This window comes from Thalassolituus sp. ST750PaO-4 (genome assembly GCF_020320405.1).
Classification (GTDB): Bacteria; Pseudomonadota; Gammaproteobacteria; order Pseudomonadales; family Oceanobacteraceae; genus Venatoribacter; species Venatoribacter alkanivorans.
In genome coordinates, this window is sequence record NZ_JABVCB010000008.1 from 394,706 (window position 1) to 406,707 (window position 12,002).

Genomic DNA, 12,002 nt, shown 5'->3' on the forward strand with positions numbered 1-12,002 from the left:
CCTTTTTATCTGCGATGGCGGTCGGGGCATTGCGGCCGCTATAATCCGCCGATGACTGATTTCAATACTTCCCCCGAAACGACCGTGCCGGCGAAAACACTGCTGGTGATTGGCTATGTCTGGCCCGAACCCAATTCCTCGGCAGCCGGCAGCCGTATGCTGCAGCTGATTCAGGCGCTGCAGCAGGGTGGCTATACCGTGCACTATGGTTCACCGGCCGAGTTCAGTGAACATGCCACGGATTTGCCTGCACTGAATATTCAGCCGCATAAGCTGGCGCTGAACTGTTCGTCGTTTGATGACTTTATTCAACGGCTTAAACCCGATGCGGTGATGTTTGACCGTTTTATGATGGAAGAGCAATTCGGCTGGCGGGTAGAAAAATATTGTCCACAGGCATTGCGTATTCTCGATACCGAAGACCTGCACTGTCTGCGTCATGCGCGTGCGGCGATGATTAAAGCCGACCCGCAACAGCCGGTGATTCAGCCTCCGGCAGAATTTATGCACAGCGAGCTGGCCGTGCGCGAAATCGCTGCCATCCTGCGTTGTGATCTGAGCCTGATGATTTCTGAATTTGAAATGGACTGGCTGCAGTCACAATTTAATGTACCGGCCACTCAGTTGTTGTATCTGCCGTTTATGCAGGCTGAAAAAAACACCGCACAGACGGTGCCGGATTTTTCCCGGCGTCAGCACTTTATCAGTATCGGTAACTTCCGCCATGAACCTAACTGGGATGCCGTGCGCTATTTAAAAGAATCGTTATGGCCGGCGATCCGCCAGCAACTCCCTCAGGCTGAGCTGCATATTTATGGCGCTTATCCGCCGCCTAAGGCCACCCAGCTGCATAACGCCCGTCAGGGTTTTCTGGTCAAAGGCTGGGCTGATGATGCGCAACAGGTAGTGCGTTCGGCGCGGGTGATGCTGGCACCATTACGCTTTGGTGCCGGATTAAAAGGCAAATTAATTGATGCCGCCGAATGCGGTACACCAGCGGTGACGACCGCCATTGGTGCTGAAGGTATGTATTCTCCGGGCTCTGAAGCGGCGCTGGTTGCCAATAGCGCTGAGGACTTTATTCAGCAGGCGGTGGCGTTGTATCAGGATGAAGCGCAGTGGCTGCGTCTACAGAAAAACGGGCTTAATCTGATTAGTTCACGTTTTTCTTTTGCTGAACATGCGCCGCGTTTGCAGCAGCGTCTGGCCGCTATCGGTAAGAATATTCAGGCCCACCGTCAGCAGCATTTTTACAGCATGATGCTGCGCCATCACAGCTTAAAAAGCACGCAGTATATGGCCCAGTGGATCGAAGCGAAAAACCGCATTCAGTAAAGTCAGTTGCAGATATAAAAAAACCGGCCGGGCATAATGCCGGGCCGGTGATCACAAGACCTTGTTAATAAGTGTGATCAGGCTGCAGATAATCTTCTTAGTACAAATACTCAGGGCGCAACGCTTACCGATTTAATGCAGTAATTGGCCGCATCCAGTGGCGGTAAAATATTGTTGGCCAGTACATCACGGAAATACTCAATTAAAGGTACAGCGTAGGCCACATCGGATTCTTCGAAAGCCGCCGGATTGGCCGCGCGCACATTGGCAAAGGTGTTATAGCCATCTTTACCCAGTGCGGTAAACGAGTTGGTAGCAACGGTGTAAGTTGCAGCCATATCAATATTGCTCCACACGCCTGTGGCACGGTTGCGCACTTCGACATTGTGAATACCGGTTCCGGCCGCAGCCCCCAGGGTTACGTCATAGCGCAGGTTGGATGAGTACGGGAAAGCACCGGTTGAACCGGAAACACCCTGTGCATAATCCAGACCTTCGTTCAGCACTTTCACAATATCGGCACCGCTCATATCAATGGTAACCACGGTATTGGAAAACGGCAGAATGGTGTAAGCATCGGCTACGGTGAAATTACCACTGGCCATTTCTGCACGTACACCGCCGGCATTCTGAATCGCAACATCGGCTTTCGGCAGATACTGCATAAACGCATCCGCTACAACCTGTGCTGCGTAACTGCCCGATGGCGTGTCACCATTATTAAATGGCTGTGGAATGCGGGTAAACGGCATAGTGTTGGTAACAGTGCCCAGTGACGCATTTTTAAAGGTTTCGAGTTCGGTTTTATAAGGCGCGAGAATATCTTCGATACGGCTGTCGGCAGCCATTTCGCGGATGGTTTTCAGATTCTGAATCGCGGCTTTAATCTGTGTTTGCTGTTCTGCGCTGGCATCTACCCAGGCATTGCTGTCATTTTTTACCTGATAAGGTGCGCCAACCAGTAATTCTAAATTACCGTTGATGGCGGTAATTTCGCCCTGTTTATCAAAGGAAACATTCATACGGCCAAGGCCCTTGGCATATTCCCAGGCCTGGGCAATATAAACCGGTTTACCGGCCGGGTTCATAATGACCGTCGGATATGCACCGTGAACATCAATCCCCATACTGCTCAGTTCGCCACTGGAATCGAGAACATCATGGGTATCGCCACCGATAATAATATCCACATCGGTTACGCTGGCGGCGAGAATCTGGTCAAAGTCGTAACCCAGATGGCTCAGCACGATAATTTTATTCACGCCTTTCTGCTGCAGGCTGCTGACATGCTCTTTTACCGAGGCAATTTCTTCATCAAATTCAACGGCGTCGGTAACCAGTGATGATTCACGGGTTTTCTCAACTTTTAGTACACCGAGAATAGCAACCAGTTCGCCATCCACTTCTTTAATAACGTAAGGCTGAATATCTGAACCGTATAACGGGCTGCTGCTGGTCGGGTGAATATTACCGCTGATCACCGGGAATTCGGCCATCTCAATCAGCTCGGCCAGACGGTTTTCACCTTCATCAAATTCGTGGTTGCCCAGTTCGTAGGCATCCAGGCCAATGGCATTAAATACTTTAAAATCCACTTCGCCCTTAAACAGGCTGAAATACAGGGTGCCGTTTAATTCACCGCTGTTCAGTACCAGAGTATTGTCATCGCGGTATGCGCTGATAGCGCTGGCGATACGGGCAAAGCCACCCAGGTTAAGCCGTACATTTTCCGGCGCGCTGGTGGTGGTGTTGTAGTCCAGCTTCAGGTCGTAGGTCTGGCCTTCAAAGTAAGAATGGTGATCGTTGGTGTGCAGGATCGTCAGGTCGATGGCTTTGGCTGAGTCTTTATTGTCGTCATCCTGACAACCGCTCAACAAGGTCACCAGACCCAGACTGCTGAGGGCAATAATACGGCTTAAAGGTTTCATAGCGGATCTCACAGGGTTACTGTTGGTTAATGTGTGCACAGATAAGGTGAGCCTAAGAGATAAGCATGACGTTTGGGTGTCAGTTTTATGATCTTGCTATGTATTTTGTCAGTTATTGTCAGGTTAGCCGGAATCATCAGCATGTCCGGTTACGCCAAAAACAAGACCATCGTTTCTTTTTTTCACCTGCTGCTGACTGCAGCATCAGGCTACTATCGAGCATGCCGTGTCTGGCCGGATAAGTACTGCCAGGCAGCACAATAATAACAATTCAAAACGCAGGCCCTTCCATGATCCGATTTTTGCTGTTTTCTCTCGTGTTACTGACTGGCAGTGCGTATGCCGCACAATCCACCACCAGTTCCGCTGTTTCTGCAGAGGCTCTGCACCAAAAAGCAATGAATCCGGCGCTGACAGAACATGAACGCATTGATGCGATTAAGCAGCTGTATGGCAATACACTGGTTGATGGCAATATTCCGCCACGAACGGTTTGCGTCTGGGATATTCTTGGCCGCTCCGGGCCTATTTATGCGGCTGCACTGGATCAGCAGGCACGGATGCTGGATATGGGGGTGACCATTAATATGGAGGCCTATACCAATGAAGGGGTGCTGGCCGATGATCTGAAAGCCGGTCAGTGCGATGCCGCTTTATTTACCGGTATCCGCGCGCGTTTATTTAATAAATTTACCGGCACCATCGATGCGATTGGTGCGATTCCGTCATCAAAGCATATGAATATGCTGATGAAAGTACTGGTCAATCCGAAAAATGCACCGCGCATGGAAGAAGGCCAGTTTGTGGTGATGGGTTTTGCCCCTATGGGCGCGGCTTATATTTTCGTCAACGATAAGCAGATCAGCACGCTGGCGAAAGCGGCGGGTAAGCGCGTGGCGGTGATGGATTACGATCTGGTGCAGGCGGAAATGATTCTGCAGCTGGGTGCCAATCCGGTGCCGACCAGCGTAGTCAGTGCCGGCAGTAAGTTTAATAACCGCGCCGTGGATGTATTACCGGCACCGCTGGTGGCTTATAACATTATGGAGTTATACCGCGGTATCGGCGATAAGGGCGGTATTGTGAATTATCCGTTCTCGCAGTTAACGCTGCAGTTAATTGGCCGTAAAGATAAATTTCCGACTGAAATTGCCCAGCTGGTGCGTGAGAATTTTTACAGCCGCTTTGCCGCTATTGAAAAAGAAGTAGAACGTCAGACCGGTGATGTGCCGGATAATCTGTGGATTGATATTTCAGCGGAAGACAAAGCCGAATACCAGCTGATGATGCAGCAGGCACGGATTGCCCTGCGTGACCGTGATTATTACGACGGTGATATGCTGACCCTGCAGCGTAAAATCCGCTGTAAATTTGAGCCTTCGCATTCGGAATGTGCGCAGCCGGTTGAGTAATTCTGACGGTTGCCAGCGACAGTCAGGGCGGTCGCTGGCAGTTACGGCGTGCAGATGATGGTGTCAGCTGTAACCTGTCGCTATGCGCTTCTTCCTCCATCTGCTAAGGTCGCGCCTTAAGTACGAACCCGGAAGAGAAAATCATGACCGATACCCCGCCTGCTACTCCATCTGCACCACGTAAAACCGACCATCTGCAGGGTGTTACGCTGGAAAATCTGCTCAACCAGCTGGTGGATCAGTATGGCTGGGCAACGCTCAGCGATCTGGTGCGTATCAACTGTTTCCGCTCCAACCCCAGCATCCGTTCCAGTCTTACCTTTCTGCGCCGTACTCCCTGGGCCAGAGCACAGGTGGAGGCGGTGTTTATTGGTTTCAAAGATGGTCTTGAGGTAGAAGCGATTCGCGGGCGGCTCAAAACCATGGCGGCCGGTGATGGCTTAAGCAAAGCGGCGCAGAAGCAAAAAAGCGCCGCCGCCAAACCCCGTAAACCCGGCGCTCCGGACCCCTGGAAAAAAGCCCGCGGCGAATAAATCCGGTTGGGCTGAACGCATCAGCCCATACTGACAATGGCTTTGCGGAAGCGTGCCAGTGCCACGCTGAAAAATACCGCGCCAATCGCCAGTAATATCAGCAGTAACGGCCAAACACTTTCAAATCCGGCACCGCGATAGAGAATATCCTGCGCCAGTGACACAAAATGAGTGGAAGGCGACAGCTGCATAATCCAGCGCAGCGCATCCGGCATACTTTCCTGCGGTGTCGTACCGCCCGACAGCAGATACATAATCACCACCACCGGAATAATCAGCAGGCCGAACTGTGCCATGGAACGGGTGAGGGTGCCGAGCATAATGCCCAGCGACGTTACCGAAAACAGGTACAGCGCCGAGGCCAGGGCAAATAAAGTCACCGAGCCATGAATGGGTACCGCCAAAAGCTTATTCACAACCAGCCAGAGTGACAGCAGGGTTGCGATTAAAATCACCAGACCATTGGCCCAGATTTTGGCCAGCATAATTTCTGCCGGAGTGACCGGCATCACCAGCAAATGTTCGATGGTGCCGTGTTCGCGTTCACGGATCAGGGCTGCACCGGTAAGAATAATGCCGAGCATGGTCACACTGTTAATCACCTGCATTACCGAGTTAAACCAGGCCGAGCTGGAATTCGGGTTAAACAGCTTACGCACGCTGATTTTAACCGGCAGCTGGTCGGCAAAGTTCAGCGTCGGAGCCAAAGCATGAATGGCCTCGGCGAGAATAATCTGCTGAATATACACGGCGCCGTTACCGGCCTGGGTCATGGCGGAAGCATCCACATTTAACTGTACTTCAGGCTGTTTACCCTGCAGCAGATCACGTTCAAAATCCGGTGGAAATACCAGCACAAAGACAAACTCGCCGTTATCCAGCACTTCGTTCATACGGGAGGCTGCAATGCGCACCGCAGGCTGAAATTCCGGTGCCAGCAGGCTGGCGGTAATCTGCCGCGATAACGCGGAATTATCATCATCAACCACCGCGACCGAGGCGTTTTTAACCTCAAAATTGACCCCGGTTGCCACGGTATAAACCGCCACCGAAAAAATATAAATAATCAGCAGCAACAGTACCGGGTCGGCTTTCAGGCTGAATAACTCTTTGATTCCCAGCTGAGCGATATTTTTTACACGCATAATTAACGCTCCTGTTTATTCAGGCCGAGCCAGGCCAGCAGGGTAAAGAGCAGCACAAAACCAGCCAGTGCCAGATGGTTATGCCATAGCTGGGAGAAGGTCAGGGCTTTGGTAAAACTGCCCATACTGATCTGCTGAAACCAGGCCGACGGGAACCCCAGCCCCAGCCATTGGCTGGCACCGGTTAATGACGATACCGGGGTTAATAAACCGGAGAAATTCACCGCCGGTAAAATGCTGAGTACCGCGGCGGCAAATAAGGCGGCAACCTGAGTACGGGTAAAGGATGAAATCACCATACCGAAACCTGTGGTCGCCCACACATACAGCAATGCGCCACTGCTTAGTGTCAGCAGTGAACCGCGCACCGGCACCTGAAACAGCAGCACGGCCATTAACAGCAGGGTGATATAGCTTAAAAAGGCAATGGCAATATAAGGCGCCTGTTTGCCAAGCAAAAACTCCAGCCGGGTGACCGGGGTAGAACGGAAATTGGCAATAGAGCCGGTTTCTTTTTCCCGCACAATACCCAGTGCAGTCATCATCGCCGGAATCAGCGCCAGCATCAGCATGACCACGCCGGGCACAATGGCAAATACACTTTTAAATGACTGGTTAAAGTGAAAGCGGGTGCTGACCGACATCGGTAAACTGAGCCCGGATGCCTGCGGACTGGCGGCGGCCATCGCCTGTAATTCCTGCAGCATCAGGCCGTCAATATAACCGGCGCTGGTTTCCGCTTTAAAGGGCATGGCGCCGTCAATCAATACACCAATTTCCGGCTGCCAGCCGAGTAATAAATGGCGGCCAAAATCCGGCGGGATTTCAACCAGTATGCTCAGTTTGCCACTGCGCAATTGCTGCATACCATCAGCAAAATCCAGTGGTGCGGGTTGCTCGTCGAAATAACGCGAACCGGATAGTCCTTCGAGCAGCATACGGCTTTCCCGTGACTGGTCCTGATCGATGACCGCGTATTTTAAATTATCGACATCAAAAGAAATGCCATAACCAAAGGTCAGCATCAGTAACAGCGGGCCGAATAAGGCAAACAGCAAACGGATAGGATCGCGCTGAATTTCCAGCGTTTCACGCCAGGCATAGGCCCACCAACGGCGCAGGCTGAAGGCCTGACGTACAGGTTTCTGGCGCATGTCCTGTTCAGGAATATCCGGACGGCCCGCCAGTGTCTCCACTGAAACGTCACTTTTAACCGGGCTGTCTGTCAGGCCTGCGGCTTCGCGCAGGTAATCAACAAAGGCAATTTCCAGTGATGCGCTGCCACGCTGTTGCGCCAGTTCGGCGGGTTTTCCCACCGCCAGCACTTTGCCGGCATGCATCAGCGAAATACGGTCGCAGCGTTCGGCTTCGTTCATAAAATGGGTGGAAATAAAGATGGTCACGCCCTGTTCACGCGACAGACGGATTAAATGACTCCAGAACTGATCACGCGCCACCGGGTCAACGCCGGAGGTTGGCTCATCCAGAATTAAAATATCCGGCTGATGCAATACCGCAACCGCCAGCTGCAGACGCTGGCGGATACCTAAAGGCAGACTTTCCGGCAGACTGTTCTGCACGTCGGCAAGACCGAATTCTTCCAGTACATCGGCAATACGCGCTGATCCCTGTTGCTCTTCCAGCGCATAGAGTTTGGCATGCAGTTCGAGGTTCTGGCGTACGCTGATTTCGCTGTACAGCGAAAAGCTCTGCGACATATAGCCGACCTTTTTCCGCGTTTCCATATCGTTGGCCTGCGGCAGCTGACCGAATAAACGCGCTTCACCGGATGAGAAGGGTAAAAGCCCCGTCAGCATTTTCATGGTGGTGGTTTTGCCACAGCCATTGGAACCTAAAAAGCCGAATATCTCGCCGCGCTGAATGCGGAAGGAGACATCATTCACTGCAATAAAATCGCCAAAACGCCGGGTTAAATGCCGTGCTTCAATCGCCGGCGGGCCATCGTGCTGCACCGCCGGGGGCACCACCACCTCATGATGACCGGCACGTTTTTCTTCCGGCAACAGGGCAATAAAGGCTTTTTCCAGCGTATCGCAGCCGGTTTTATGCAGTAATTCCTGTGGTGTGCCGGTGGCAATAATCTGGCCATCGTCCATGGCGGCCAGCCAGTCAAACTGCTGCGCTTCTTCCATATAAGCGGTGGCGACCAGTACGCTCATCTGCGGCCGCTCACGGCGGATTTCCTGAATCAGCTGCCAGAATTGCATACGTGATAACGGATCAACGCCGGTAGTGGGCTCATCCAGTACCAGTAAATCGGGGTCGTGAATTAATGCGCAGCACAGACCGAGTTTTTGCTTCATGCCGCCGGACAATTTACCTGCCGGACGTTCAAGAAAAGGGGCCAGACCGGTGGCTGCGGTTAAACGCTGAATACGGCTGTTGCGCTCGGCTTTATCCTGACCAAATAAATGTCCGAAAAAATCCAGATTTTCCGCCACGCTTAACGTGGGGTAGAGGTTTTTGCCCAGCCCCTGTGGCATATAGGCAATGCGCGGCAGGCTGGCATTACGGTGGCGGCGGTTATTAATATCGCCACCGAGTACCGTCAGCTGCCCCTGCTGCAGTTGGCTGACGCCGGTAATTAATGACAGCAGTGTGGATTTACCCACACCATCAGGGCCGATAAACCCAGCCATGACCCCGGCGGGAATATCAATATCCAGCGGTGCCAGCGCCTGGGTTTTGCCATAAACGTGCTTTAAGCCGCGGGCTCTGACAATGCTGCGGAACGCTTGCTGATCCATATCTGTATCCATACCTGTATTCATAGGTCAGGGTCTGCGGCAGTCTTTGCTGTTACAGACGATTGTTGGCGGATATGAATATCAGGGCAGTTGCACGGCCAGATTTTCCGGCCATTCCAGAGTGCTGTTGGTACGCACATAGGCACTGCCGCGCACGCCGGTTTTGACTTTTTCTTCGTGCAGTTTCAGTAACTGCGGATCAATGCTGAGTTTTACCCGGAACATCAGGTTGTTGCGCTCTTCGCTGGTTTCGACCGATTTCGGGGTAAATTGCGCATCACCGGCAATAAACGAAATCCGTGCCGGTACCACGTATTCCGGAATCGGGTCGAGCACCAGCCGTGCTTCGTCATTAATCCCCAGCTTTCCAACCTGAGTGGCCGGTAAGAAAATGGTCATATACACATCGGAAACATCCAGCAGGGTAATCACCCGGCCACCGGCAGCGAGTACTTCGCCCGGTTGTGCCAGTACATACTGCACACGGCCGTTACGCGGGGCGTAAATCTGTGTGTCATCCAGCAGACTCTGTAATTCCTGCAGTCCGGCGCGTGCCGCTTCGATACTGGCCTGGGTACGTTTCTCGGTGGCCTGTGCCAGACGCAAACCAGCGCTTGCTGATTCCTGCTGGGTTTCGGCCTGATCCAGTTTGTCCTGCGGTGCGACTTTTTGTTTAAACAGGGTTTGCGCGCGTTTTAATTCGGCATTGGCCAGCTTCAGCTGACTCTGACGCTGGGCGACAGCGGCGGCGGCTTCTTCGGCGGCCAGTTCAGCCTGGGCAATCTGTGCTTCGGCTTCGCGCTTTTTCGCCAGCAGTTGCTGATTATCCATGCGCACCAGCAAATCACCGGCGGCGACCAGCTGACCTTCGCTGACCAGAACTTCGGCTACCCGCCCAGCGGTTTTGGTGGCCACTTCCACCTGTTCGGCTTCCAGCCGGCCGTTGGTTTCAACCACGCCTTCCGGCAGTGATGATGGGTTAAATAAAGTCCAGGCCAGTGTGCCGGCCGCGGCGAGAATAACGGCAGCGGCAGAGAGAATTTTCTTCGTTTCCATGACACAAACTCCTTAAGGCAGAAAAAGGGGCAGAACAAACAGGGATGAATAATAAATACTGTGCTGCCAAGGGTACTCAATCCGGGCCATAAGGCTATTGATATTGCGCAAACTTCAGCAACAGGATAGTTATCGGTAATACGGTCTTTGCTCAAGAAAGATCAGGTTTTATGCGGCTTAGCTCCGTTTTATCGCAGGGTCGTTGCATTTTCAGGACAGAGTGTCGGCTATGTCGGTTTGTTATCCACACTCAGGCGCGTAAAAAAGCGCGCCGAAATGCCATGAATAAAAATGCTGAGCAGCACGGTCAGTACGGTGGTGGCGAAGAGTTCGGCGTGATCCGGATTGCTGCTGCCGAAGCCGAGCTGCTCGCTGACCAGCAGCAGATACAGAATACTGGCAATACCGCGCGGGCCAAACCAGGCAAGAAACATCCGTGCGCGCAATGGCAGGCCGCTGCCGGTGAGGCTGATAAATACCGGAATCATACGGATAACGGTCAGGCTAAGCAGGGCGTAAATCCAGCTGCTAAGCGTGATGTGTGGCAGGGCATCGGGCACAAAAATCAGGCCAAACAGGAAGAACATGGTCAGGCTCAGCAACTGCCCTTCGGCTTCACCAAATTCTTTCAGACGCTGCAGTACCAGGGTGTGATGTGACTGCAGAAAAAGCCCGGCGAGAAACACCGCAATAAAGCCGTTACCACCAAGGATCTCAGCCCCGCTGTATGCCAGAAGAGCCAGTGCCGGGGCTGATAAGCGCTGGAATGAAGCCGTCATCCACTGACGCCGGGCAGCGGTTTCGGTCAGCAGTCCACCGGCCCGGCCGGTTGCAACACCGCATAACACGCCGATCAGAAATTGTTTGCTGATAAACAACAGCCAGTGCAGATGATCAATGGCAGAACCGGCAGCGGTATTTGCTGCCAGCAGGGCCATAACAAATAATAAAACCGGCAACGCAATGCCATCGTTCAGGCCGCTTTCCACGGTAATAGAATGGCGCAGCGACTCATCGATATCTTTTTTATTAAAAATAGATTGTGCCAGGGCCGCATCGGTCGGCGTGAGCATAATGGCGAGCAGGGCCGCCAGCAGCCAGCCTCCGGCAAATAACGGATAGGCCAGCAGGGTGCCGGCAACCATGGTCAGTGGCAGGCCAATAGCCAGCAGGCGGATGGGTAATACTTCAAATTTGACCAGATGGGCACGTTCAATCTGGCTGGCATCAACAAACAGAATCAGTGCCAGAGTAAATTCCGCCAGCACCATCAGGCCTTTGCCGTCAATTTCTGCGGTTACCCAGTCAAGCCAGGCCGGCCCGAGCAAAATCCCCAGGGCGGTGAACATCATCGGCGCGGTCAGCGCGGCCTGCTCGGTCTTGCGGGAAAACAGCGCATAGGCAAATACTGCGGCGGCAATTAACAGAGCAAGAGGTTCTGCCAGCATGGAAAAATCCTTTCCGGTTATTCTTCCCAGATAATACGCAATGGCTCGCCAAAATCATCGTAAATGACTTTTTTACGCGGACGGCGGTGTTTTTTCTCGGCTGCCGGTTTGCTGTGCTTGCGGCTGGCTTCGCGTCGCTGGTCGATGGTTTTTAATACATCGGTCAGCGGAGTGCGTTCTTCTTTGGGCTTATCAAAGGCCAGGGAGTGATCGTTATTGCGGCCATTCTGCAGCCCGGTTTCGCCACGGGCCACCTCTTTTACTTCGCCACCCTGACGCAGAAAGTCATCGACTTCCTGATTCAGTTGATCGCGTAAATCGCGTTTGCTCGGGCGTTTATTCATAGGCTCGCTTTAGCGCACTGATGGTCGTACAAG

Annotated in this window: 9 protein-coding genes; 3 read left to right on the forward strand and 6 right to left on the reverse strand. The window is 52.7% G+C overall.

Annotated elements, in window-relative coordinates:
* Positions 1–51: 51 nt before the first annotated feature.
* Positions 52–1,335: a glycosyltransferase family 4 protein gene (locus tag HUF18_RS11320; RefSeq protein WP_225692261.1), complete on the forward strand. Its 1,284-nt coding sequence runs from the start codon at positions 52–54 to the stop codon at positions 1,333–1,335.
* Positions 1,336–1,445: 110 nt separating this feature from the next.
* Here the strand turns inward: HUF18_RS11320 and HUF18_RS11325 are convergent, their stop codons facing one another.
* Positions 1,446–3,263, reverse strand: coding sequence for a 5'-nucleotidase C-terminal domain-containing protein (locus HUF18_RS11325; protein ID WP_225692262.1), 1,818 nt, complete (start codon positions 3,261–3,263; stop codon positions 1,446–1,448).
* A gap of 290 nt (positions 3,264–3,553) precedes the next feature.
* On the opposite strand from HUF18_RS11325, the gene HUF18_RS11330 reads away from it, so the two are divergent.
* Together HUF18_RS11330 and HUF18_RS19850 are read left to right on the forward strand one after the other, a co-directional pair.
* A complete protein-coding gene (locus tag HUF18_RS11330) occupies positions 3,554–4,675 on the forward strand; it encodes a putative solute-binding protein (RefSeq protein ID WP_222428579.1) in 1,122 nt (373 codons plus the stop codon).
* A gap of 143 nt (positions 4,676–4,818) precedes the next feature.
* Complete coding sequence (locus HUF18_RS19850) at positions 4,819–5,208, forward strand: VF530 family protein (protein ID WP_145469646.1); 390 nt, start codon at positions 4,819–4,821, stop codon at positions 5,206–5,208.
* A gap of 20 nt (positions 5,209–5,228) precedes the next feature.
* On the opposite strand, the gene HUF18_RS11340 is transcribed toward HUF18_RS19850, so the two are convergent.
* The 5 genes from HUF18_RS11340 to HUF18_RS11360 form a co-directional block, all read right to left on the reverse strand.
* On the reverse strand, positions 5,229–6,353 hold the full coding sequence (locus tag HUF18_RS11340; protein WP_225692263.1) for an ABC transporter permease: 1,125 nt from the start codon (positions 6,351–6,353) through the stop codon (positions 5,229–5,231).
* 2 nt (positions 6,354–6,355) lie between these two features.
* A complete protein-coding gene (gene rbbA / locus HUF18_RS11345; RefSeq protein ID WP_225692264.1) occupies positions 6,356–9,121 on the reverse strand; it encodes a ribosome-associated ATPase/putative transporter RbbA in 2,766 nt (921 codons plus the stop codon).
* An 81-nt stretch (positions 9,122–9,202) separates the two neighbouring features.
* Positions 9,203–10,177, reverse strand: coding sequence for an HlyD family secretion protein (locus HUF18_RS11350; RefSeq protein ID WP_225692265.1), 975 nt, complete (start codon positions 10,175–10,177; stop codon positions 9,203–9,205).
* A gap of 227 nt (positions 10,178–10,404) precedes the next feature.
* Positions 10,405–11,625, reverse strand: coding sequence for a cation:proton antiporter (locus HUF18_RS11355; protein WP_225692266.1), 1,221 nt, complete (start codon positions 11,623–11,625; stop codon positions 10,405–10,407).
* A gap of 17 nt (positions 11,626–11,642) precedes the next feature.
* The gene (locus HUF18_RS11360; protein ID WP_225692267.1) at positions 11,643–11,969 is read right to left on the reverse strand and encodes a hypothetical protein; all 327 of its coding nucleotides are present in this window, start codon (positions 11,967–11,969) and stop codon (positions 11,643–11,645) included.
* Positions 11,970–12,002: the final 33 nt, after the last annotated feature.

What these genes read in the sequence shown, in the direction of transcription:
- HUF18_RS19850 (WP_145469646.1), top strand. Translation starts at nt 4,819, where the DNA reads ATGACCGATACCCCGCCTGCTACTCCATCTGCACCACGTAAAACCGAC.
- HUF18_RS11350 (WP_225692265.1), bottom strand. Translation starts at nt 10,177, where the DNA reads ATGGAAACGAAGAAAATTCTCTCTGCCGCTGCCGTTATTCTCGCCGCG.
- HUF18_RS11330 (WP_222428579.1), top strand. Translation starts at nt 3,554, where the DNA reads ATGATCCGATTTTTGCTGTTTTCTCTCGTGTTACTGACTGGCAGTGCG.
- HUF18_RS11340 (WP_225692263.1), bottom strand. Translation starts at nt 6,353, where the DNA reads ATGCGTGTAAAAAATATCGCTCAGCTGGGAATCAAAGAGTTATTCAGC.
- HUF18_RS11325 (WP_225692262.1), bottom strand. Translation starts at nt 3,263, where the DNA reads ATGAAACCTTTAAGCCGTATTATTGCCCTCAGCAGTCTGGGTCTGGTG.
- rbbA (WP_225692264.1), bottom strand. Translation starts at nt 9,121, where the DNA reads ATGGATCAGCAAGCGTTCCGCAGCATTGTCAGAGCCCGCGGCTTAAAG.
- HUF18_RS11320 (WP_225692261.1), top strand. Translation starts at nt 52, where the DNA reads ATGACTGATTTCAATACTTCCCCCGAAACGACCGTGCCGGCGAAAACA.
- HUF18_RS11355 (WP_225692266.1), bottom strand. Translation starts at nt 11,625, where the DNA reads ATGCTGGCAGAACCTCTTGCTCTGTTAATTGCCGCCGCAGTATTTGCC.
- HUF18_RS11360 (WP_225692267.1), bottom strand. Translation starts at nt 11,969, where the DNA reads ATGAATAAACGCCCGAGCAAACGCGATTTACGCGATCAACTGAATCAG.